Below are 23,619 nucleotides of genomic sequence, written 5' to 3'. Positions count from 1 at the left end.
TCATCGAACATGTGTTCGATATGATCACCCGCGTGACTCACCTCTACGACGAACCGATCGACTCCCGGGTCGACGCCGCGGGCTGGTCCATCGCCTGGCGCGACACCGACTACCGGGTACAGCGCGTGCTCGGCCAGTGGGCCTCGCCCGAGCGGCCCGCCTCCGCCGGCGAACCGCCGGCGCTGCGCCTCTACCGCGTCGCGGTGGAGTCCGCCGACGGGCCCGGCATCGCCGAGATCGCGCACCTGGTGCCCACCGACGAGTGGCGGATGAAGCGGCTGTGGAACTGACCGCCGGCCGGCGGCGGGGCCGGCGACGGCCGGGCCCGCCGCCGGCCGCCCGGCGAAAGCCCAGCTCAGCCCGTACCGTTGACGAACGCTAAAAAGTCATCAAGCGCAGCTCGGCATTCGCTAAGGGATCATCAACGCGCGACGAAACGCCGCTATTGGGGCGGTTGACTCCCCACGTCGGGTCCTAGGGCCGGGTATCCGCCCGGCCGCCCGGCGCCGAGGGAGGGCGAAGGTGGCCGATATCGCGTTCATCGTCCTGACCATCGCGGCATTCGCGCTGGCGGGGCTGGTGGCGAGCGCGGTGAGCCGGATATGAGCGCGCCGCTCGCCGACATCGCCGGCCTGGTCGTGGCGCTGGGCCTGGCGGGGTACCTGCTGCTCGCGCTGGTCCGCCCGGAGAGGTTCTAGCCGTGGGCCAGACCCTCGCCGGGCTCGCCCAGATCGGCCTGCTGCTCTCGCTGCTGGCGGCGCTGTACGTGCCGCTGGGCGACTACCTGGCCCGCGTCTACTCCGGCCGCCGCCACCTGCGGGTGGAGCGGCTGGTCTACCGCTTCGCCGGGATCGACCCCGACACCGAGCAGACCTGGACCGGCTACGCGCGCGCCGTGCTCGCCTTCTCGGCCGTGTCGGTGCTGGTGCTCTACGGCCTCCAGCGCCTGCAGCACCTGCTGCCGCTGAGCCTGGGCCTGCCGCCGGTCGCCCCCGACCAGGCGTGGAACACCGCGGTGTCCTTCGTGGCCAACACCAACTGGCAGTCGTACTCGGGCGAGTCGACCATGGGCCACCTGGTGCAGGCGGCCGGGCTGGCGGTGCAGAACTTCGCCTCGGCCGCCGTCGGCATGGCCGTGGCGGTCGCGGTGGTGCGCGGCATCAGCCGGCGCCGCACCGAACTGCTCGGCAACTTCTGGGTGGACCTGGTCAGGGGCGCGCTGCGGGTGCTGCTGCCCATCTCCTTCGCCGCGGCGCTGCTGCTGCTGGCCGGCGGTGTGGTGCAGAACCTGGCCGCCCCGGTCGAGGTGACCACCCTGACCGGCGGCACCCAGTCCATCCCGGGCGGGCCGGTGGCCTCCCAGGAGGCCATCAAGGAGCTGGGCACCAACGGCGGCGGCTTCTACAACGCCAACTCCGCGCACCCCTTCGAAAACCCCAACGCCTTCACCAACCTGCTGGAGATCCTGCTCATCCTGCTGATCCCGGTCTCGCTCACCCGAACCTACGGGACGATGCTGGCCGCGCAGGGCGCGGGCGGGCACCGGCACGGCACCGCGCTGCTGGCCGCGATGGGCACCATCTTCCTGCTGTCGCTGGCCGGCGTCACCGCGGCCGAGGTCTCCGGGCACGGCGCCGCGCTCCAGGCGGCCGGCGGGGCGATGGAGGGCAAGGAGACGCGCTTCGGCGAGTGGGCGTCGGCGCTGTTCGCCACCGCCACCACCAGCACCTCGACCGGCGCCGTCAACTCCTTCCACTCCTCCTTCACCGCCTTCGGCGGCGGCCTGGTGATGCTGAACATGCTGCTCGGCGAGGTCACACCGGGCGGGGTCGGCTCGGGGCTGTACGGCATGCTGGTGATTTCGATGCTCGCCGTCTTCCTCGGCGGGCTGATGGTCGGCCGCACCCCCGAGTACCTGGGCAAGAAGCTCGGCTCCCGCGAGATCCGGCTGATCGCGCTGTACACGCTGACCACCCCGGCCCTGGTGCTGGCCGGCACCGCCGTCGCGCTGTCGGTCCCCGGCGCCCGTGAGTCGATCCTCAACGCCGGGCCGCACGGCCTGTCGGAGGTGCTGTACGCCTTCGGCTCGGCCGCCAACAACAACGGCAGCGCCTTCGCCGGGCTGTCGGCGAACACGCCCTTCTACAACACGGCGCTGGGCCTGGCCATCCTGCTCGGCCGCTTCCTGCCGATGGTCCTGGTGCTGGCGCTGGCCGGCGCCCTGGCCGGGCAGCGGCCGGCCCCGGCCACCGCCGGAACCCTGCCGACGCACCGCCCGCTGTTCGTGGGCATGGTCGTCGCCACCGTGCTCATCGTCACCGGGCTGACGTTCTTCCCGGCCCTGGCGCTGGGCCCGATCGCGGAAGGTCTCGCGTAGATGTCCACCACGACCCAGGCCCGCGGCACCGGTGCCGTACCGGGCCCTTCGGGAAAGGCTCCGGCCGGCCGGAGCGCGTTCACCGTCCGCGCGCTGGCGGCGGCGCTGCCCTCGGCCCTGCGCAAGCTCGACCCGCGGGTGATGGTGAAGTCACCGGTCATGTTCACCGTCGAGATCGGCTCGGTCTTCACCACCGTGCTCGCCGTCCTCGAACCGAGCGTGTTCGCCTGGACGGTCACCCTGTGGCTGTGGGCGACCGTCGTCTTCGCCAACCTGGCCGAGGCGGTCGCCGAGGGGCGCGGCAAGGCGCAGGCCGCCGCGCTGCGCCGCGCCAAGGAGCACACCAGCGCGCGCCGGCTGAGCGGCCGAGGCGGCGCCGAGGAGACCGTCCCGGCCGCCGGGCTGCGCCCCGGCGACCTGGTGGTCTGCGAGGCGGGCGACGTCATCCCCGGCGACGGCGACGTGGTCGAGGGCGTCGCCAGCGTGGACGAGTCCGCGGTGACGGGCGAGTCCGCGCCGGTGATCCGCGAGTCCGGCGGCGACCGCAGCGCGGTGACCGGCGGCACCCGGGTGCTGTCGGACCGCATCGTCGTCCAGATCACCACCAGGCCGGGTGAGTCCTTCCTGGACCGGATGATCGCGCTGGTGGAGGGGGCGGACCGGCAGAAGACGCCCAATGAGCTGGCGCTGAACATCCTGCTGGCCGCGCTGACGCTGGTCTTCCTGCTCGCGGTGGTCACCCTCCAGCCGCTGGCGGCCTACTCGGGGCGGCCGCAGTCGGCGCTGGTGCTGGTCGCGCTGCTGGTCTGCCTGATCCCGACCACGATCGGGGCGCTGCTGTCGGCCATCGGCATCGCCGGCATGGACCGGCTGGTCCGCCGCAACGTGCTGGCCATGTCGGGGCGCGCGGTGGAGGCGGCCGGCGACGTGAACACGCTGCTGCTGGACAAGACCGGCACCATCACCCTCGGGGACCGGCAGGCGAGCGCCTTCGTGCCGGTCGGCGGGGTGGACCCCCGCGAGCTGGCCGGGGCGGCGCAGCTGTCGAGCCTGGCCGACGAGACGCCCGAGGGCCGCTCGGTCGTGGTCTTCGCCAAGCGCGAGTTCGGGCTGCGTGAACGCACCCCGGGCGAGCTGGCCCGCGCGGTGTGGGTCCCCTTCTCGGCGCAGACCCGGATGTCGGGCGCGGACCTGGGCGAGGACGACGGGAGCGTGCTGCGGGTCCGCAAGGGCGCGGCCGCCGCCGTGCTGGAGTGGGTCCGCGACAAGGGCGGGCACCCCGGCGAGGAGGTCGGCCCGGCCGTCGACGCGGTCAGCGCCGGCGGCGGCACGCCGCTGGTGGTGGCCGAGTGGCGCGAGGGCGAGCCCGCGCGGGTGCTGGGCGTCATCCACCTCAAGGACATCGTCAAGGAGGGCCTGCGCGAGCGCTTCGCGCAGCTGCGCGCGATGGGCATCCGCACGGTGATGATCACCGGCGACAACCCGCTCACCGCCAGGGCCATCGCGGCCGAGGCGGGGGTGGACGACTTCCTGGCCGAGGCGACCCCGCAGGACAAGCTCGACCTGATCAGGCGGGAGCAGGAGGGCGGCCGGCTGGTCGCGATGACCGGCGACGGCACCAACGACGCCCCCGCCCTGGCCCAGGCCGACGTGGGGGTGGCGATGAACACCGGCACCTCGGCCGCCAAGGAGGCCGGGAACATGGTGGACCTGGACTCCAACCCGACCAAGCTCATCGAGATCGTGGAGATCGGCAAGCAGCTGCTGATCACCCGCGGCGCGCTGACCACCTTCTCGGTGGCCAACGACATCGCGAAGTACTTCGCGATCATCCCGGCCATGTTCGTCGCGGTCTTCCCCGGCCTGGAGGCGCTGAACATCATGCGGCTGAGCACGCCGGAGACGGCGATCGTGTCGGCCGTGGTGTTCAACGCCCTGGTCATCGTCGCGCTCATCCCGCTGGCGCTGCGCGGGGTGCGCTACCGGGCCGAGGCGGCCGGCCGGCTGCTCGGCCGCAACCTGCTGGTCTACGGCGTCGGCGGCCTGATCGTCCCGTTCCTCGGGATCAAGGCCGTCGACCTCGTCATCTCGTCGATTCCCGGAGTGGTGAGCTAGATGAACATGCTGTGGCTGCGGCAGGCCGCGGCCGGCCTGCGCGTCCTGGCGGCGCTGACGGTCGTGCTGGGCCTGGGCTACCCGCTGGCGGTGCTCGGCGCCGGGCAGCTGCTGATGCCCGGGCAGGCCAACGGGAGCATGGTGGAGCGCGACGGCGAGCCGGTCGGCTCCCGGCTGATCGGCCAGCCGGTCGAGGACCCGTCGTACTTCCACGGCCGCCCCTCGGCGGCGGGCGAGGGCTACGACCCGCTGTCCAGCGGCGCCTCCAACCTGGCGCCGACCAGCCCGGAGCTGCTGGCCGCGGTGGAGGAGCGGCGGGCGGCCGCCGCCGAGCTGAACGGGGTGCCGCCCGAGGCGGTGCCGCCCGACGCGCTCACCGCGAGCGGCAGCGGCCTGGACCCGCACATCTCGCCCGCCTACGCGCGGCTCCAGGCCGACCGGGTGGCGCGGGAGCGGGGCATGGACCCGGCCGCGGTGGCCGCCCTGGTGGAAGAGCACGTCCAGGGCCGGGGGCTCGGCTTCCTCGGCGAGCCGGCCGTCAACGTGCTGGAGCTGAACCTGGCCCTGGACGAGGCGGCCGAGGCGGCCGGGGCGGGCGGGGCTGGCTGATGGGCGCCGCGCGGCCGTGGAGCCGTCTGCGCACTTCGCACCGGTTCGGACGTACGGTGGCACGGTGAGACGCCTCCACGGCCGCCGCGGCGCGGCCGGCCCGGCGGGCCGGCCGTGAGCACCGCCGCGCCCGAGCCCGACGCCGCCGAGCGGCGGCGCGGACGGCTGCGCATCTACCTCGGCGCCGCGCCCGGCGTCGGCAAGACCTACGCGATGCTCGGCGAGGCGCAGCGCAAGCGCGGCCGGGGCGGCGACGTGGTCATCGGCTTCGCCGAGACGCACGGCCGGGCGAAGACGGCCGAGCTGCTGGCCGGGCTGGAGACGGTGCCGCGCCGCACCCTGGTGCACCGGGGGGCGGAGTTCACCGAGATGGACGTGGACGCGGTGCTGCGCCGCGCCCCGAAGACCGCGGTGGTCGACGAGCTGGCGCACACCAATGTGCCCGGCTCGCGCAACACCAAGCGCTGGCACGACGTGAACGAGCTGCTGGCCGCCGGCATCGACGTCATCACCACCGTGAACATCCAGCACCTGGAGTCGCTCAACGACGTGGTCGAGCAGATCACCGGGGTGCGCCAGCGCGAGACCGTGCCCGACGAGGTGGTGCGCCGCGCCGACCAGATCGAGCTGGTGGACATGTCGCCCCAGTCGCTGCGGCGGCGGATGGCGCACGGCAACATCTACCCGGCCGAGAAGATCGACGCGGCGCTGTCCAGCTACTTCCGCGAGGGCAACCTCACCGCGCTGCGCGAGCTGGCGCTGCTGTGGGTGGCCGACCGGGTCGACGAGGGGCTCTCGCGCTACCGGGGCGAGCACGGCATCCGCGCCACCTGGGAGGCGCGCGAGCGGATCGTGGTGGCGCTGACCGGCGGCCCCGAGGGCGAGACGCTGATCAGGCGGGCGGCCAGGATCGCGGCGCGCACCCGGGGCAGCGGCCAGCCGCAGCCCAGCGAGCTGCTGGCCGTGCACGTCAGCCGCAGCGACGGCCTGGCCGCCACCTCGCCGCTGAGCCTGGCCAGGCAGCGGCAGCTGGTGGAGAGCCTGGGCGGCTCCTTCCACCAGGTCATCGGCGACGACGTGCCGGCCGCGCTGCTGGAGTTCGCCCGGGGCGTCAACGCCACCCAGATCGTGCTGGGCTCTTCGCGGCGCCGCCGCTGGCAGTACGTGTCGGGTCCGGGCGTGGGCGCCACGGTGGCCCGCGACTCCGGCGAGATCGACGTGCACATGGTCACGCACGAGGAGGTCGGCCGGGGGCGCGGCATGGTGCCGCAGTCGGCCGAGGCGCTGAGCCGGGCCCGCAAGGCGTGGGGCTGGGCGCTGGCGGTGCTGGCGCCGCCGGTGCTCAGCATGCTGCTGCACCTGCCGGGGCCCGACCGGCTGAACCTAACCACCGACTTCCTGCTCTTCCTGGGCGTCACCGTGCTGGTGGCGCTGGTGGGCGGGCTGTGGCCGGCCATGGTGGCCGCGGTGTGGGCCAGCATGATGCTGAACTTCTTCTTCACCCCGCCCACCCGCACCCTGGTGATCTCCCACCCCGACAACGTGATCGCGCTGGGCGTGTTCGTCGCGGTGGGGGTGTCGGTGGCGGCCGTGGTCGACCTGGCGGCCCGCCGCGCCCAGCAGGCGGCGCGGGCGCGGGCGGAGTCCAGCACGCTGAGCCTGCTGTCCACCAGCGTGCTCAGCGGGGAGCGCACCGTCAGCTCGCTGCTGCGGCGGGTGTCGGAGACCTTCGGCCAGACCTCGGTGACGCTGCTGGAGCGCAACGGCGGCTGGCGGCCGGTGGAGAGCGTCGGCGGCGCGCCGTGCACCGGGCCGGGCGACGCCGACGTGCTGGTGCCGGTGAGCGACACCCTCAGCCTGGCACTGCGCGGCCGGGTACTGCCCGCCGAGGACCAGCGGGTGATCAGCGCCTTCGCGATCCAGGTGGGCGCGGCGCTGGAGCGGCACCGCCTGGTCGAGGACGCGGCCGCGGCCAAGCGGCAGGCCGAGCACAACAAGATCCGCACCGCGCTGCTGGCCGCCGTCTCCCACGACCTGCGCACGCCGCTGGCCTCGATCAAGGCGTCGGTGAGCAGCCTGCGGGCCACCGACATCGATCTGGACCCCTACGACCAGGGCGAGCTGCTGGCCACCATCGAGGAGTCCGCCGACCGGCTCGACGGGCTGGTGGGCAACCTGCTGGACATGAGCCGGCTGCAGACCGGCTCGGTGGTGCCCAAGACCCGCGCGGTGACCCTGGAGGAGGTGGTCCCGGCCGCCGTGGTCGGCGTGCCGCCCGAGCGGGTGAAGATCAGCCTGCCGGAGTGCCTGCCGCCGGTGCTGTGCGATCCGGGCCTGCTGGAGCGGGCGGTGGCCAATGTGGTCGAGAACGCGGTCAAGCACGCCCCCGGCGGCTCCCCGGTGCTGGTGGCGGCCAGCTCGCTGGCCGGCACCGTGCAGGTGCGGGTGGTGGACCGCGGCCCCGGCGTGCCCGACGCCGCCAAGGAGCGGATCTTCGAGGCCTTCCAGCGGCTCGGCGACGCGCCGCGCGGCATGGGGGTGGGGCTGGGCCTGGCGGTGGCGCGCGGCTTCACCGAGGCGATGTCGGGCACCCTGTCCGCCGAGGACACCCCCGGCGGCGGGCTGACCATGGTCTTCTCGCTGCCCGCCGCGCAGACCGGGGACGGCGGAAACGACGGCGGTGCGGTGGGCGTTGAGGAGACAGAGTGCGTTGAGGAGACGGAAACAGGGCGCGTCGAGGAGACGGGGCGCGTCGGAGGGGCAGAGCGCGCTGAAGGGGCGGAGTCCGCCGACGAGGCGGGGGACGGCGGCGCGGCCCGAGGCGATGGAGGGAAAGCGTGACGCGGGTTCTCGTGGTGGACGACGAGCCGCAGATCGTCCGCGCGCTGCGGATCAATCTGCGCGCCCGGGGCTACGAGGTCGACGCGGCGCCCGACGGCCGGGCGGCGCTGGCCGCCGCGGCGGCCGGCCACTTCGACGTGGTGCTGCTCGACCTCGGCCTGCCCGACATGGAGGGTGTGGAGGTCATCCAGGGGCTGCGCGGCTGGACCGGTGTGCCGATCATCGTGCTGTCGGCCCGGCACAGCTCGGCTGAGAAGGTCCGCGCGCTGGACGCCGGGGCCGACGACTACGTCACCAAGCCCTTCGGCATGGACGAGCTGCTGGCCCGGCTGCGGGTGGCGGTGCGCCGGGCGGTGCCGGTGGAGTCCGAGGCGGTGCTGCGCACGGCGTCGTTCACCCTGGACCTGGCCGCGCGCAAGGCCCGCCGCGAGGACGGGCAGGACGTGCGGCTGACCCCCACCGAGTGGCGGATCCTGGAGGTGCTGTCGCGCAACTCGGGCCGGCTGGTCAGCCAGCAGCAGCTGCTGCAGGAGGTCTGGGGTCCCAGCTACCGCCGGGAGACCAACTACCTGCGCGTCTACCTGGCGCAGCTGCGGCGCAAGCTCGAACCCGACCCGCACCGCCCCCGCCACCTGATCACCGAGCCGGGGATGGGCTACCGGCTGGAGGTGTAGCCGGGCGGCCCGCCGCGCCCGGCGGCCGGGCGCCGCCCGGTGCCGCTGAGCGGGGTGAGCACCGCCCCGTCGGGCGGCAGCACCGCCGCCGACAGCGCGCCGCCCAGCCGGGTGGTCCACGGCGTGTCGGGGCCCGGGTAGCGGGTCAGCGCCCGGCAGACCGCGTCGGCGGCGGCCTCGGGGTCGATCCCGGTGTCCGCGGTGTAGGGGCGCCCGTCCGCGGGCTCGCGGACGGGGGAGAAGTTCACCGAGGTCGCGGTCACGCCGTCGTCGGGCCCGCCGGGCACCGCCGTGCGCAGCCAGGTCTCGAAGGCGGCGCGCGAGGCGGCGTAGGCGGCCCACCCGTCGGCGGGGCCGCCGGCGCGGGCGGTGCCGATGGTGACGATGTGCCCGCCGCCGCGCGCCCGCATGGCCGGCAGCAGGCCGAGCAGCAGCCGGACCGGGCCGAGGTAGTTCACATGGGCGGCGCGGGTGTGGTCGGCGAAGCGCTCCACCGGGGAGGGGCCCGGGGCGCCGGCGCGGCGCAGCGAGCGGGAGGCGTCGTTCACCACGATGTCGACCCGGCCGTGCTCGGCCAGGACCTGTTCCACCAGGTGGGCCACTGAGGCGGGGTCGGCGATGTCGGCCGGGTGGACGCGGGCCGCGCCGCCGGCCCGCACCGCGGAGTCGCGCACGGCGGTCAGCCGCTCGGTGGAGCGCCCGGCCAGCAGCACGGTGGCGCCCGCCCCGGCCAGCCGCAGCGCGGTGGCGGCGCCGATGCCGGAGGAGGCGCCGGTGACCAGGGCGACCCGGCCGCGCACGGCGGTGCGCAGCGCGCGCAGGTGGGTGCCGTACCCGAGCGTGCCGAGGACCGCCCGTGCCTGGCGGTGCAGGGGTGTCACGATCGGTCCTCCCCGCGCGGGGCCGGTGTCTGCCGACGAAAAGCTATCGGAAACCTGGCGAAGCGGCACGAAGGGCGTCGGCGGAAACGGCCCGCCGGCCCGGCGGGGGAGCGGCGGGCGCGGCCGGCCGGAACCTGATCATCGATTGCATACGGTATTGACTCAGCGTGCGCATGGACGTACGCTTCGTGACGTTTCCTGGTGAGCAGTGCGGAGTCGTGACAGGAAACGCACGCGAGCGGCGGCCCTCCCCTCCCCGTATCCCCCTCGGGCCGCCGCTCCCGCACGCCCGCCGCGGCCCCCGTCCCCGGGCCGTGGTTGAAGGCTCGGCATCCGGGTTAAAGGCGGGCCCGAGGCGGCCGCGAGGGCCGTGCCGGGAAGGGGGACGACGAACCGTGCGGACCGAGATCCCGCCGCAGGCGCCCGGCGCGGCGCCGGCCTTCGACCAGCGGGCGCAGCTCCAGGTGGACGCGTTCTGGCGGGCGGCCAACTACCTGTCGGTGGGGCAGATCTACCTGCTGGACAACCCGCTGCTGACCGAGCCGCTGCGCCCCGACCACATCAAGCCGCGGCGGCTTGGCCACTGGGGCACCACCCCGGGCCTGAACTTCCTCTACGCCCACCTGTCCCGGCAGGTCGCGCTGCGCGAGCTGGAGATGATGTGGATCGTCGGCCCCGGCCACGGCGGTCCGGCCGCGGTGGCCTGCGCCTGGCTGGAGGGCACCTACACCGACGTCTACCCCCATGTGGGCCGGGACGCCGACGGGATGCGGCGGCTGTTCCGGCAGTTCTCCTTCCCCGGCGGCGTGCCCAGCCATGTGGCGCCGGAGACCCCGGGGTCGATCCACGAGGGCGGCGAGCTGGGCTACTCGCTGGCCCACGCGCACGGTGCGGCGTTCGACAACCCCAATCTGGTGGTGGCGTGTGTGATCGGGGATGGTGAGGCCGAGACGGGGCCGTTGGCGGCGAGCTGGGCGTCGGTGAAGTTCGTGGATCCGGTGCGTGATGGCGCCGTGCTGCCGATCCTGCATCTGAACGGTTACAAGATCGCCAACCCCACCGTCTGGGCCCGCGTGCCGGAGGAGGACCTGGCCTCCTTCCTGGAGGGCCACGGCTACCGCCCGTACTTCGTCTCCGGCGACGACCCCTCGGTCATGCACGGCAGGATGGCCGGGGTGCTGGACGAGGCGCTGGACGCGATCGCCGCCATCCAGCGCGCCGCCCGCCAGGGCGGCGGCGACGGCGCGCGGCCGCGCTGGCCGGTGATCGTGCTGCGCACCCCCAAGGGCTGGACCGGCCCCCGCGAGGTCGACGGCAAGCCGGTGGAGGGCACCTGGCGCTCCCACCAGGTGCCGCTGGACAAGGTCCGCGAGGACGGCGCCCACCTGCGGATGCTGGAGGAGTGGCTGCGCCGGTACCGGCCCGAGGAGCTGTTCACCCCCGGCGGCGTCCCGGTGGACGATGTCACCGCCGTGCTGCCGCGGCCCGAGCGGCGGATCAGCGCCAGCCCGCACGCCAACGGCGGCCTGCTGCTGCGGCCGCTGCGGCTGCCGGACTTCCGCGACTACGCGGTGGAGGTGGAGCGGCCGGGGACGGAGACGGCGTCGGCCACCACCGTGCTGGGCGGCTGGCTGCGCGACGTGGTCCGGGCCAATCCGCGGACCTTCCGGCTGATGGGTCCGGACGAGACCGCCTCCAACCGGCTGAGCGAGGTCTTCGAGGCCACGAACCGGGCCTGGTCGGCCGAGCGGCTGCCCACGGATGAGTTCCTGGGGCCCGACGGGCGGGTGATGGAGGTGCTCAGCGAGCACCTGTGCCAGGGCTGGCTGGAGGGCTACCTGCTCACCGGCCGCCACGGCCTGTTCAACTGCTACGAGGCCTTCATCCACATCGTGGACGCCATGTTCAACCAGCACGCCAAGTGGCTGAAGGTGTCGCGCACCCTGCCCTGGCGGCGGCCGATCGCCTCGCTGAACTACCTGCTCACCTCGCACGTGTGGCGCCAGGACCACAACGGCTTCACCCACCAGGACCCCGGCTTCATCGACCACGTGCTGAACAAGAAGCCCGAGATCGTCCGGGTCTACCTGCCGCCCGACGCCAACACCCTGCTGTCGGTGGCCGACCACTGCCTGTCCTCGCGCGACTACGTCAACGTGATCGTCGCCGGCAAGCAGCCGGCCCTGACCTACCTGCCGATGGACGAGGCGATCGCGCACTGCACCCGGGGCATCGGCACCTTCCCCTGGGCCGGCACCGACGACGGCGAGACCCCGGACGTGGTGCTGGCCTGCGCGGGCGACATCCCCACCCTGGAGACCCTGGCCGCCGCCGAACTGCTGCGCGAGCACCTGCCCGAGCTGAAGGCCCGGGTGGTCAACGTGGTCGACCTGATGCGCCTGCAACCCCCCACCGAGCACCCGCACGGGCTGCCCGACGCCGAGTTCGACACCCTGTTCCCGCCGGACACCCCGGTCATCTTCGCCTTCCACGGCTACCCGTGGCTGATCCACCGCCTCACCTACAAGCGCGCCGCCCACCCCCACATCCACGCCCGCGGCTACAAAGAAGAAGGCACCACCACGACCCCCTTCGACATGGTCATGCTCAACGACCTCGACCGCTTCCACCTGGCCATGGACGTCATCGACCGGGTGCCCGGCATCGGCCCGCGGGCGGCGCACCTGCGCCAGTACCTGTCCGACCAGCGCCTGGACGCCCGCGCCTACACCCGCCGCCACGGCGAGGACCGACCCGACATCCGCGACTGGACCTGGAGCCGCTGACCATGCGCGTCCTCGTCGTCAACGCCGGGTCGAGCAGTGTGAAGCTGAGCCTGCTCGACGCCGACGACACCGTGATCGGCCACCAGCGGCTGGCCGCGACCGCGGGGGTGGCCGGCTCCGAGGAGCTGGCCCGCGCCCTGGAGCGGCTGGACGGCGCCGACGCCGTCGGGCACCGGGTGGTGCACGGCGGCCCGGACTTCACCGCGCCGGTGCGGCTGGACGAGGCGGTGGTGCGGCGGCTGCGCGAGCTGACCGACCTGGCGCCGCTGCACCAGCCCAAGTCGCTGGCGGGCATCGACGCCGTGGGCGCCGCACTGCCCGGCACCCCCGCCGTCGCCTGCTTCGACACCGCCTTCCACGCCGGGCTCCCGGCCGCGGCGGCCGCCTACGCGCTGCCCGAGGAGTGGCGCTCGCGCTACCGGATCCGCCGGTACGGCTTCCACGGTCTCGCGCACGCCTACGCCGCCCGCCGGGCGGCCGAGCTGTCGGGCGGCGCCGCGGGGCGGCTGGTGGTGGCGCACCTGGGCGCGGGCGCCTCGCTGGCCGCCGTCCGCGACGGGGCGAGCGTGGACACCACGATGGGCTTCACCCCGCTGGAGGGCCTGGTGATGGCGACCAGGAGCGGCTCGGTGGATCCCGGCCTGGTGCTCTGGCTGGTCCAGCACGCCGGGATCGCGCCCGCCCGGATCGCGCAGACCCTGGAGCACGAGTCCGGGCTGCTCGGCCTGGCCGGCACCGCGGACATGCGCGAGGTGCTGGCCGCCGCCGACCGGGGCGAGGAGCCGGCCCGGCTGGGCCTGGAGGTCTACCTGCACCGGCTGCGCGCCGGGATCGCCGCGATGGCGGCCTCCCTCGGCGGCCTGGACGCGCTGGTGTTCACCGGCGGCGTCGGCGAGGCGTCGGCCGCGGTGCGCGCCGGGGCGGCCGAGGGGCTGCGCTTCCTGGGCGTGGCCGTCGACGCGGCCGCCAACGGCGCCGCCGACACCGGCGAGGCCGATGCCGAGATCGGCGCCGCGGGCGCCCGGGTGCGCACCTTCGCCATCGCCGCCCGCGAGGACCTGGAGATCGCCCGCGAGGTGCGCGAGGTGCTCGGCGCGGTGCGGCCCCGGGCCGCCGCGGGCGGCTAGCGGCCCTCAGCCCTGCTCGGCGGCGCGCTCCAGCACGTCGCGGACGGTGTCGCGGAGCAGGCCGACCTTGTAGCCGGTCTGCGGCAGCGGCCGGCAGCGCTCGGCGGCCAGCGCGGCCGCCGCGGCCAGCACGGCGGCGTCGGCGGGCCGGCCGATGAGGGCCTGCTCCACCTCGGTGAGCCGCAGCGGGGTGCGGGCGACCCCGCCCGCCGCCACCCCGGCGGCGCGGACCCGCCCGTCGGTGACGACCAGGCGCGCCACCGCCTCCACCAGCGGCCACTCCGCGGCGGTCCGCGCGGTGGCGCGGCGGTAGGCGGCGCGCTCACCAGGCTCGGGCACCGGCAGGTCCACGGCGAGCAGCACCTCCCCCTCGGGGAGCAGGTGGTCGCGGGTGGGGTCGGAGCCGTCGCCGTAGAGATCGGCCACCGCCAGGGTGCCGCGGGCGCGGGTCTCGGCGGTGGCGCCGTAGCCGACCAGCGCCATCGCCAGCGAGGACGGATGCGGCGCCACGCACGGACCCTGATCGACCGCGACCCCGTTCGCGTGCACGCCGGTGCGGGCCGGGCAGCCGGTGCCGCCGCTCTGGTGGCAGGAGAAGTGCGGATTGCGCAGGTAGGAGCAGCGGTTGCGCTGCAGCAGGTTGCCGCCGAGGGTGGCGGCCGCCCGCACCTGCGGGGTGGCCAGCGCGGCCGCCGTCGCGGTCAGCGCCGGGTAGGCGGCGCGCAGCCGCTCGTCGGCGGCGATCTCGGCGATCGGGGTGGTGGCGCCGATCCGGGCGGAGCCGTCGGCGCGCCAGCCCACCCCGCCGAGCGCCGCCACCCCGCCCAGGTCCACGTAGGGGCCGCGGGCCAGGCCGAGCCGGTGCAGCACGGTGAGGTCGGTGCCGCCGGCCCTCGGGCGGCCGCCGGAGGCCAGCGCCTCGGCGACGCCGTCCAGGCTGGTGGGGGCGGTGGTGCTCATCGGTTGATCCCTTCCAGCAGGCGGTCGGGGCGGATCGGCAGGTCGAGCGGGCGCCAGCCGGTGGCGTTGTACACGGCGTTGCCGACGGAGGCGGCGACGCCCACGGCGGAGACCTCGCCGAGGCCCACCCCGCCGCCGGTGACGTACTCCCAGCCGTCGGGGTGGAAGTGGATCTCCATCTCGGGGGTGTCGCCGATACCGGGCAGGTGGTAGTCCTCCAGGTTGTCGGTGAGCAGCACCCCGGTGGCCGGGTCGGCCCGGCGCTGCTCGAACAGGGCGTAGCCGACGCCCTGGATGATGGCGCCCTCGGCCTGGTTGCGGGCCGGCCCCTGCGCGTAGACGCGGCCGATCGCGAGCCCGCCCCAGACCCGGGTGACCCGCACCGAGCCGAGCAGGGTGTCGACCTCCACCTCGGTGACGTGCACGGCGCCGCTCATCCCGCGGCCGATCGCGGCGTCGGCGACGGAGAAGGGGAGCAGGTAGCCGCCGCGGTCGCGGGCGCGGCGGCCGGTGACGCGCAGGCCGTCCGCGCCGTCGAGCAGCGCCGCCACCGGGGCCTCGCGGCCCGCGGTGCCGGCGCCCTCGCGCAGCGCGGTGCGCAGCCGCACCGCGGCGTCGTGCGCGGCCGGGCCGACGGAGGTGGTGGAGCGGCTGCCGATGGAGGGAGGGCCCGGGACGTGGTCGCTGCTGCCGATCTCCACCCGGACCCGGTCGGCGGGCAGCCCCAGTTCCTCGCGGACCACGTTGGCGATGACGGTGCGCAGCCCGGTGCCGAGGTCCTGGGTGGCCGAGCGCGCCACCACGGTGCCGCGCTCCACCGTCAGCTCCACCTGGGTCTTGGGGCTGGCCATGTACAGCCAGTTGCCGGCCGCCACGCCGACGCCGCGCCGGAAGCGGCCGGCGGCCGAGCCGGTGGCGGGCCGCCCGGTCCACAGCGGCAGGGCGGCCGCCGTCTCGTACAGGGCCCGGCGCTTGGGGTTGCCGTCCCAGCGGCGGCGCAGCGAGATGGGGTCCTCGCCGAGGCGGTGCGCCATCTCGTCCACGGCCTGCTCCAGCGCCCAGGCCAGCTGCGGCCCGTTGGGGGCGCGGAAGGGCGCGCCGGGCGGCAGGTTGGTGAGCACGTCGCTGTCGCGGATGCGGCGCGGCGCGGTGCCGTACATGAGGCGGGCCATCAGGCCGACGGAGCTGCCGGTGGACGCGCCGCCGTCGCCCTGCGCGTCGACGGTGAGGGCGGCCAGCCGGCCGCGCTCGTCGGCGAGCAGGGACAGCTCGGTGCGGCTGCCGGGGCGGCTGCCCCCGTCGGTCAGCTCCTCGGCGCGGTCCAGCACCACCCGCACCGGCGACCCGGTCAGCCGGGCCAGCTCCACCGCGGCGACGGCGTCGGCCGTCAGGTTGGCCTTGGCGCCGAAGCCGCCGCCGACGTGCTCGGCGACGACGTGCACCTGTTCGCGCGGCAGCTTCCAGCGCTCGGCCGCCGCGTCGGCGACGGCGGAGACCCGCTGGGTGGAGATGTACAGGTGCAGGTGGCCGGCGTCGTCGAAGCGGGCGACGGAGGCGTGCGGCTCCAGGGCGGAGTGCACCTGGACGGCGGTGGTGTACACCGCCGAGACCAGCCGCTGGTCGCCGCGGCGCCGGGCCCGCTCGATCCGCCGCTCGGCGGTGCCGCCGCCGGGCAGGGGCAGTCCCGAGGTGGTGTGCAGATTGCCCTGCCAGCGGCCGGGCAGATTGGCGCCCTCGGCCGACGACAGCGCCGACTTGCGGCTCTCCTCGGTGTCGTAGACCAGCGGGGCGCCCTCGGCGAGCGCGGACCCGAACTCGGTGACGGCGGCCAGCGGGGTGTAGGAGACCTCGACGCGGGCCGCGGCGGCGGTGGCCGCGGCGTGGTCGGCGGCGGCCACGGCGGCGACCGGCTGACCGGCGTAGCGGACCACTCCGTCGGCGGGGCGCAGGTCGACCAGCGGGACGCCGTTCGCCTCGATCGCGTCGACCCGCGCGTGGGCGTGCGGGGAGCGGATGATGACGCCTTCGAGCTGGCCGGGCAGCCGCACGTCGGTGGTGTAGCGGGCGGCGCCGGTGACCTTCGCGGCGGCGTCGACCCTGGCCGGCTCGGCGGGTTCGTCGTGCCGGCCGGCGCAGGCGGCGGCGATGGCGGCGTAGATGCCCTGGTAGGCGCCGCAGCGGCACAGGTGGCCGGCCATCGCGGCGGCGATCTGCTCGCGCGAGGGCTCGGTGTCGCCGTGCTCGACCCGCCAGCCGTCGACGAAGGCGGCGGCCTCCACGACGAAGCCGGGGGTGCAGTAGCCGCACTGCATGGCGTCGTGGGCGGCGAAGGCGCGCTGCACCGGGTGCTCGCCGCCCAGGCCCTCCACGGTGGTGATCTCGCGGTCGGCGAGGGCGGCGGTGGGGGTGATGCACGAGGCGCGGGGCACGCCGTCGACCTGGACGGTGCAGGCGCCGCAGACGCCGGTGCCGCAGACCAGCTTCGTCCCGGTCAGGCCGAGGCCGTCGCGGAGCGTGCGGACGGCGGGCTCGTCGGGGTCGGCGTCGACACCGGTGACGGCGCCGTTGACGGTGAGCTTCATCCGGGCTCCTGTCGTTGGTGCGCGGAGCGGTGGCGGCATGGGCCGCCTGCCGATGTTGACAACGTCAACGTATGCAGCGAGGTTGTCGTTGTCAACATGGCCGCCGGGTCCGGGCCGCGCCCCCCGCGCCCGCGCCGGGCCGGGCGCGGGAGCGCGCACCGCGCTCACCTCCGCGAACTCCCTTCCCGCGCGCCCGGGGCGCGGCCGGACGCGTAGTAAGGTCACGGCATGAAGCGGTCCAGGAGCGGGCCGGGAACCGGCGGCCGCGTCGGCCCGGGCCCCGCGCACCCGGCGGAGTCCGGCGACGGCACCCGCGCCCGGCTGGTCGCGGCCGCCAGCGAGCTGCTGGCCGAGGGCGGCCCCGACGCCGTCACCCTCCGTGCCGTCGGCGCCCGCACCGGTGTGTCGCGCACCGCGCCCTACCGCCACTTCAAGGACAAGGACCACCTGCTGTCCGCGGTGGCCGCCCGCAGCTTCGGCGTCCTGCACGACGAGGTCCGCGCGGCGGTGCAGGCCGGCGGCGGCCCGGCCGGGCCGCTGGACGCGCTGGAGCGCGGCTGCGTCGCCTACATCCGGGCCGGCCTGGCCCGGCCGCGCCACTACCAGCTGATGTTCCGCGACGCCATCCCCTTCGACGACAGCGGCGAGTCCTACGCGGCGGCCGGGGTCGCGCTCAAGTACTTCGACGAACTGCTCGCCGCCTGCCGGCGCGCCGGCCACGTGCGCGCCGGCGAAGGCAAGGAGCAGGTCATCGTCTTGTGGGGCACCCTGCACGGCCTGGTCGACCTCAGCCTGACCGGGCGGCTGCACACCGGCAAGGTCGACGTGTCGGCCTCGGCGTCCCGGCTCGTCCGCGTCCTGCTCGACGGCCTGCGCCCCTGAGGCGCCTCAGCCCAGGTGGTTCAGCGCGTCCTCGATGGCGCGGTGGAAGGTCGGGTACGCGTACATCATGGTCGCCAGCCGCTCCAGCGGCACCCGGGCGTGCACCGCGACGGCCAGCCCGGACAGCACCTCGCCGCCCGACGGCCCGGCCGAGGTCGCGCCGACCAGCACCCCGGCGTCGGCGTCGGCGACCAGCTTGATGAAGCCCTCGTTGCCCGCCTTGTGGATGAAGCCGCGCGAGGACGACGGCAGCGCGCTGTAGCCGGTCGCCACCCGCAGGCCGCGCTCGCGGGCCTGGTGCTCGGTGACGCCCGCGGCGCCGATCTCGGGGTCGGTGAAGGTGACGCGGGGCAGCCCGTGGTACTCGGCCTCGTGCACCGGCAGGCCGAGGATGTCGTCGCCAACGATCTTCGCCTGGTACATCGAGACGTGGGTGAAGGCGCCCTTGCCGGTGATGTCGCCCACCGCCCACACGCCGGGCGCGGCGCGCAGCCGGCCGTCGACCGGGATGTAGCGGGCGTCGGGGTCCAGGCCGATGCGGTCCACGCCCAGGGCGGCCAGGTCGGTGCGGCGGCCGGTGGCCACCAGCAGCCGCTCGGCGCCCAGGGTGTCATCGCCCAGGTCCAGCTGGAAGCCGCCGCCCTCGTGCCGCACCCCCGACAGCTTCACGCCGGTGCGCACCGCCACGCCGTCGGCGGCCAGCACCTGGTCGAGCACCTCGGAGGCCTCGGGCTCCTCCACCTTCAGCACCCGGTCGCCCGCCTCCAGGATGGTGACCCGGCAGCCGAAGCGGGCGAACATCTGCGCCAGTTCGAGGCCGATGGGGCCGCCGCCCAGCACGGCCAGCGACTCCGGCACCTCCACCGCCTCCAGCGCCTCGCGGTTGGTCCAGAACGGGGTGCCGGCCAGGCCCGGGATGTCGGGCACCAGCGGCGAGGTGCCGGCGTTGACCACGATGGCGCGCTCGGCGGTGAACTCGCCGGAGCGCCCGTCGTCGACGGCGACGGTGCGCGGGCCGGTCAGCCGGCCGGTGCCGCGGACGAAGCGGCCGCCCTTGCCCTCGAAGCGCTCGACGGCGGCCCGGTCGTCCCAGTCGTCGGTCGCCTCCTCGCGGATGCGGCGCGCCACCGGCGCCCAGTCGGGCCGCACCTCGGCCTCGCCGGCCATGCCCGGCACCCGGCGCGCCTCGGCCAGCAGCCCGGAGGCGCGGATCATCATCTTGCTCGGGATGCATCCCCAGTAGGGGCACTCCCCGCCCACCAGCCGGTGGTCGAGCCCGACGACGGACAGCCCGGCCTCCGCCAGCCGCCCGGCCAGCGCCTCACCGCCCGGGCCCATGCCGATCACCACGACGTCAACGGTCTCCACCACAGCTCCCCCTGCTCCTACCGGCGGCTCGCGCGCCGCGCCCATCGGCCCGGCCCCGTTCAACCTACGCCGACCGAGGGCGCGCGGCCGGGCAAATCCGCCGCCCGGCGCGTGGACGCGGCCGTATCCGGCCCCGTCCGCCCCGGCCGCGCGGCGTTCCGGCCGCTCGGGCGCCGAGTCGATCTGAACATCCGTTCTGAACGAATGTTTTGAACGATGGTTCAGATCTGCGGTACGGTACCGGCCATGGGACACCGGGAAGAGCTGATGGCCGCGGCAGTGCGCTGCCTGGCCGAACGCGGCTACGGCCGCACCACCTCGCGCGATATCGCGGCCGCGGCCGGCGCGCCGGTCGGCACGATCAACTACCACTACGGCTCCAAGGAGGCGCTGCTCAACGCCGCCCTGCTCCAGGTGGTGCACGGCTGGGGCGAGCGCACCATCGGCGCCGCCTCCGCCGGCGCCGAGAGCACCGCCGACCGGCTGCTGCGGCTGTGGGACGGCGCGGTCAATTCCACCGTCGAGGAGCGCCCCATGCTGGTGGCCACCCTGGAGGCGCTCGCCCAGGCCGAGCACTCGCCCGAGGTGCGCAGGCAGATCGCCGACGCCTACGAGCGCGGCCGGCCGGAGCTGGCCGAGGCCCTGCACGGCATCCGCGACGGGGCCGACGACGAGGCGGCCCGCGCCGTCGGCTCCGTGCACATGGCGCTGATCGCCGGGCTCAACCTCCAGTGGCTGGTCGACCCCGACCGCGCGCCCTCCGCCCGCCAGGTCGCCACCGGCCTGCGCGCCATCGCCGCCGCCCTGGAGGACGGCGAGGCCGGCGCCGGCGGCACCGACTGAGCCCGGAGCCCGCGGTGACCCGCCCCTTCACCCACCTGCACGTCCACACCCAGTACTCGCTGCTGGACGGCGCCGCCCGCCTCGGCGAGCTCTTCGCCGCCTGCGCCGGCATGGGCATGACCCACCTCGCCATCACCGACCACGGCAACCTGCACGGCGCCTACGACTTCTTCCACTCCGCCGCCCGCGCCGGGATCACCCCCGTCATCGGCATCGAGGCCTACGTCGCGCCCGAGTCGCGCCGCGACCGGCGCCGGCACCAGTGGGGCCAGCCGCACCAGAAGCGCGACGACGTGTCCGGCTCGGGCAGCTACACCCACAAGACCATCTGGGCCACCGACGCCACCGGCCTGCACAACCTGTTCCGGCTCTCCTCCGACGCCTACGCCGAAGGCTGGCTGCGCAAGTGGCCGCGGATGGACAAGGAGAGCCTGGCCACCTGGTCCGCGGGCCTGGTCGCCTCCACCGGCTGCCCCTCGGGCGAGGTACAGACCCGGCTGCGGCTGGGCCAGTTCGACGCCGCGCTGAAGGCCGCCGCCGACTACCGCGACATCTTCGGCGCCGACGGCTACTTCCTGGAGCTGATGGACCACGGCCTGGAGATCGAGCGCCGCGTCCGCGACGACCTGCTGCGCATCGGCGCGAAGCTCGGCATCCCGCCGCTGGTCACCAACGACGCCCACTACACCCACGCGCACGAGGCGGCCGCGCACGACGCGCTGCTGTGCATCCAGACCGGCCGCGCCCTCGACGACCCCGACCGCTTCCGCTTCGACGGCACCGGCTACCACCTGAAGTCCGCCGCCGAGATGTACGCGGCCGACTCCTCCGACGCCTGGCAGCAGGGCTGCGCCAACACCATGCTGGTCGCCGAGCGGGTCGACACCGCCGGCATGTTCGCCAAGCGCGACCTGATGCCCGTCTTCGACATCCCCGAGGGCCACACCGAGACCAGCTGGTTCCGCGCCGAGGTGGCGCGGGGGCTGGAGCGCCGCTACCCCGGCGGCCCGGACGAGCGGCGGCTGCGGCAGGCCGAGTACGAGATGGACGTCATCATCCAGATGGGCTTCCCCGGCTACTTCCTGGTCGTCGCCGACTTCATCATGTGGGCCAAGGGGCAGGGCATCGCGGTGGGCCCCGGCCGCGGCTCGGCGGCCGGCTCGCTGGTCGCCTACGCGCTGGGCATCACCGACCTCGATCCGATCGAGCACGGCCTCATCTTCGAACGCTTCCTCAACCCCGAGCGCGTCTCCATGCCCGACGTCGACGTGGACTTCGACGAGCGCCGCCGCTTCGAGGTGATCCGCTACGTCACCGAGAAGTACGGCGCCGACAAGGTCGCCATGATCGGCACCTACGGCACGATCAAGGCCAAGAACGCCGTCAAGGACGCCGCCCGGGTGCTCGGCTACCCCTACGCGCTGGGCGACCGCATCACCAAGGCGATGCCGGCCGACGTCGGCGGCAAGGGCATCGAGCTGGCCGGCATCACCGACCCCGCCCACCCCCGCTACGCCGAGGCCGGCGAGGTGCGGGCCCTGTACGAGGGCGAGCCCGACGTGCGCCGCGTCATCGACACCGCCCGCGGCGTGGAGGGCCTGGTCCGGCAGATGGGCGTGCACGCCGCCGGCGTGATCATGTCCAGCGAGCCGATCACCGACCACGTCCCGGTCTGGGTCCGGCACGCCGACGGCGTCACCATCACCCAGTGGGACTACCCCAGCTGCGAGTCGCTGGGCCTGCTGAAGATGGACTTCCTCGGCCTGCGCAACCTGACCGTCATCGACGACGCCGTCCGGATGGTGCGGGAGGGCACCGGCACCGGCCTGGAGCTGCTGCGGCTCCCCCTGGACGACCCCGCCACCTTCGAGCTGCTCTCCCGGGGCGCCACCCTCGGCGTCTTCCAGTTCGACGGCGCCGCGATGCGCTCGCTGCTGCGGCTGATGAAACCGGACCGCTTCGAGGACATCACCGCCGTCACCGCCCTGTACCGGCCGGGCCCGATGGCGATGGACTCCCACACCAACTACGCGCTGCGCAAGAACGGGCGGCAGGAGCCCGCCCCGATCCACCCCGAGGTGGCCGAGCCGCTGCGCGAGGTGCTGGACCTCACCTACGGCCTGGTCGTCTACCAGGAGCAGGTGCAGAAGGCCGCCCAGGTGCTGGCCGGCTACACCCTGGGCCAGGCCGACCTGCTGCGCCGGGCGATGGGCAAGAAGAGCAAGGAGGTGCTGGACCGGGAGTTCGTCCCCTTCCGCGAGGGCTGCCGGGAGCGCGGCTACTCCGACGAGGCGGTCCAGGCCGTGTGGGACGTGCTGGTGCCCTTCGCCGGCTACGCCTACAACAAGGCGCACGCCGCCGCCTACGCGCTGGTGTCGTACTGGACCGCCTACCTGAAGGCCAACCACCCCGCCGAGTACATGGCCGCGCTGCTCACCTCCGTGCGCGACGACAAGGACAAGTCGGCGGTCTACCTCAGCGAGTGCCGCCGGATGGGCATCACCGTGCAGCCGCCCAGCGTGAACGAGTCCGCGGCCGACTTCGCCGCCCGCGGCGCCGGCACCGTCCGCTTCGGCCTGGGCGCGGTGCGCAATGTCGGCCGCAACGTGGTCGACTCGATCGTCGCCCGCCGCGAGGAGCTGGGCAAGTACGCCTCCTTCCCCGACTTCCTGGCCAAGGCCGACGCCGTCGTGTGCAACAAGCGCACCGTGGAGTCGCTGATCAAGGCGGGCGCCTTCGACGAGCTGGGCCACACCCGCAAGGGCCTCGCCGAGCGCTACGAGGCGATGGTCGACAGCGCCGTGCGGCTCAAGCGCAAGGAGGCCGAGGGGCAGTTCGACCTCTTCGGCTCCGGCGGCGGCGCGGCTCGCGAGGAGGCCGGCGGCCTGGGCCTGGACGCGGACTTCGCCGCCGACGAGTGGGACAAGTCCCGGCTGCTCGCGCAGGAGCGCGAGATGCTCGGCCTCTACGTCTCCGACCACCCGCTGCTCGGCGTCGAGCACCTGCTGGCCGAGCGGACGGACGCCGCCATCGGGCGGCTCACCGGCGGCGACCGGCCCGACGGCGCCGCCGTCACCATCGGCGGTATCGTCTCCGCCCTCCAGCGCAAGGTGACCAGGAAGGGCGCCACCTGGGCGATCGCCACCGTGGAGGACCTGGAGGGCTCCATCGAGTGCCTGTTCTTCCCCGCCGCCTACCAGCTGGCCGCCACCCAGCTGGTCCCCGACGCGATCGTGCTGGTCAAGGGGCGGCTGGACCGGCGCGACGACGTACCGAGGCTGGTGGCGACGGAGCTGAGCGTGCCCGAACTGCCGGCCGGCGGCGGGCAGGCGCCGGTGCGGCTCGGCATCGCGGCCTCCGCGGTCACCCCGGAGGCGGTCCGCCGGCTCAAGGAGATCCTGCTCGCCCACCCCGGCGGCACCGAGGTGCACCTGTGGGTGCGCGGCGCCGCCAAGACCTCGGTGTACCGGCTGGGCTTCCGGGTCGCGGCCGGCCCGGAGTTCTGGGCCGAGCTGAAGGCGGCCGTCGCCGTCACCCGGGTGCCCTGACCGGCCCGGGGACCGCGAGCGGGTAG

16 protein-coding genes are annotated in these 23,619 nt (G+C 74.8%); 12 read left to right on the top strand and 4 right to left on the bottom strand.

Annotated features, from left to right (window positions below; translation table 11 throughout):
* Positions 1-32 precede the first annotated feature (32 nt).
* From CLV72_RS29620 to CLV72_RS29590, 7 genes are all read left to right on the top strand, one after another.
* Entirely contained in the window at positions 33-290 is a 258-nt protein-coding gene (locus CLV72_RS29620; RefSeq protein WP_146159620.1) for a hypothetical protein, read from the top strand.
* A 312-nt stretch (positions 291-602) separates the two neighbouring features.
* Entirely contained in the window at positions 603-698 is a 96-nt protein-coding gene (kdpF, locus tag CLV72_RS29615; protein WP_106253182.1) for a K(+)-transporting ATPase subunit F, read from the top strand.
* Positions 699-700: 2 nt separating this feature from the next.
* Entirely contained in the window at positions 701-2,377 is a 1,677-nt protein-coding gene (gene kdpA / locus CLV72_RS29610; RefSeq protein WP_106253180.1) for a potassium-transporting ATPase subunit KdpA, read from the top strand.
* On the top strand, positions 2,378-4,492 hold the full coding sequence (kdpB, locus tag CLV72_RS29605) for a potassium-transporting ATPase subunit KdpB (protein WP_106253178.1): 2,115 nt from the start codon (positions 2,378-2,380) through the stop codon (positions 4,490-4,492).
* The gene (kdpC, locus tag CLV72_RS29600; RefSeq protein ID WP_106253176.1) at positions 4,493-5,101 is read left to right on the top strand and encodes a potassium-transporting ATPase subunit KdpC; all 609 of its coding nucleotides are present in this window, start codon (positions 4,493-4,495) and stop codon (positions 5,099-5,101) included.
* A gap of 114 nt (positions 5,102-5,215) precedes the next feature.
* The gene (locus CLV72_RS29595; protein ID WP_281262449.1) at positions 5,216-7,942 is read left to right on the top strand and encodes a DUF4118 domain-containing protein; all 2,727 of its coding nucleotides are present in this window, start codon (positions 5,216-5,218) and stop codon (positions 7,940-7,942) included.
* Positions 7,939-8,616 (top strand): response regulator, encoded by a 678-nt coding sequence (locus tag CLV72_RS29590; protein ID WP_106253173.1) that lies wholly within the window; start codon positions 7,939-7,941, stop codon positions 8,614-8,616. Before CLV72_RS29595 ends, CLV72_RS29590 begins: the two co-directional genes overlap by 4 nt.
* Here the strand turns inward: CLV72_RS29590 and CLV72_RS29585 are convergent.
* Positions 8,598-9,497, bottom strand: coding sequence for an SDR family NAD(P)-dependent oxidoreductase (locus CLV72_RS29585; protein ID WP_170141169.1), 900 nt, complete (start codon positions 9,495-9,497; stop codon positions 8,598-8,600). The genes CLV72_RS29590 and CLV72_RS29585 overlap by 19 nt on opposite strands.
* Before the next feature lie 407 nt (positions 9,498-9,904).
* On the opposite strand from CLV72_RS29585, the gene CLV72_RS29580 reads away from it, so the two are divergent.
* Together CLV72_RS29580 and CLV72_RS29575 are read left to right on the top strand one after the other, a co-directional pair.
* The gene (locus tag CLV72_RS29580) at positions 9,905-12,283 is read left to right on the top strand and encodes a phosphoketolase family protein (protein ID WP_245930524.1); all 2,379 of its coding nucleotides are present in this window, start codon (positions 9,905-9,907) and stop codon (positions 12,281-12,283) included.
* A gap of 2 nt (positions 12,284-12,285) precedes the next feature.
* Entirely contained in the window at positions 12,286-13,410 is a 1,125-nt protein-coding gene (locus CLV72_RS29575) for an acetate/propionate family kinase (protein ID WP_106253165.1), read from the top strand.
* Between the two features lie 6 nt (positions 13,411-13,416).
* Here the strand turns inward: CLV72_RS29575 and CLV72_RS29570 are convergent, their stop codons facing one another.
* Both CLV72_RS29570 and CLV72_RS29565 read right to left on the bottom strand, forming a co-directional pair.
* Positions 13,417-14,370 carry an FAD binding domain-containing protein gene (locus tag CLV72_RS29570; protein ID WP_106253163.1) on the bottom strand — a complete coding sequence of 318 codons (954 nt, stop codon included), beginning with the start codon at positions 14,368-14,370 and terminating at the stop codon, positions 13,417-13,419.
* Positions 14,367-16,952 (bottom strand): molybdopterin-dependent oxidoreductase, encoded by a 2,586-nt coding sequence (locus CLV72_RS29565; RefSeq protein ID WP_106253161.1) that lies wholly within the window; start codon positions 16,950-16,952, stop codon positions 14,367-14,369. Before CLV72_RS29565 ends, CLV72_RS29570 begins: the two co-directional genes overlap by 4 nt.
* 228 nt (positions 16,953-17,180) lie before the next feature.
* On the opposite strand from CLV72_RS29565, the gene CLV72_RS29560 reads away from it, so the two are divergent.
* Positions 17,181-17,834, top strand: coding sequence for a TetR/AcrR family transcriptional regulator (locus CLV72_RS29560; RefSeq protein ID WP_106253158.1), 654 nt, complete (start codon positions 17,181-17,183; stop codon positions 17,832-17,834).
* Between the two features lie 6 nt (positions 17,835-17,840).
* On the opposite strand, the gene CLV72_RS29555 is transcribed toward CLV72_RS29560, so the two are convergent.
* Entirely contained in the window at positions 17,841-19,202 is a 1,362-nt protein-coding gene (locus CLV72_RS29555; protein ID WP_245930522.1) for a dihydrolipoyl dehydrogenase family protein, read from the bottom strand.
* Positions 19,203-19,448: 246 nt separating this feature from the next.
* Here CLV72_RS29555 and CLV72_RS29550 point away from each other — a divergent pair, with 246 nt between their 5' ends.
* Both CLV72_RS29550 and dnaE read left to right on the top strand, forming a co-directional pair.
* Positions 19,449-20,045, top strand: coding sequence for a TetR/AcrR family transcriptional regulator (locus tag CLV72_RS29550; RefSeq protein WP_211303167.1), 597 nt, complete (start codon positions 19,449-19,451; stop codon positions 20,043-20,045).
* A gap of 14 nt (positions 20,046-20,059) precedes the next feature.
* Positions 20,060-23,593 (top strand): DNA polymerase III subunit alpha, encoded by a 3,534-nt coding sequence (dnaE, locus tag CLV72_RS29545; protein ID WP_106253154.1) that lies wholly within the window; start codon positions 20,060-20,062, stop codon positions 23,591-23,593.
* Positions 23,594-23,619 lie beyond the last annotated feature (26 nt).

This window comes from Allonocardiopsis opalescens, from assembly GCF_003002095.1.
Taxonomy (GTDB): Bacteria; Actinomycetota; Actinomycetes; order Streptosporangiales; family Streptosporangiaceae; genus Allonocardiopsis; species Allonocardiopsis opalescens.
The sequence above is the reverse complement of the archived record's forward strand: the minus strand, read 5'-3'. Positions and strand labels throughout refer to the sequence as shown.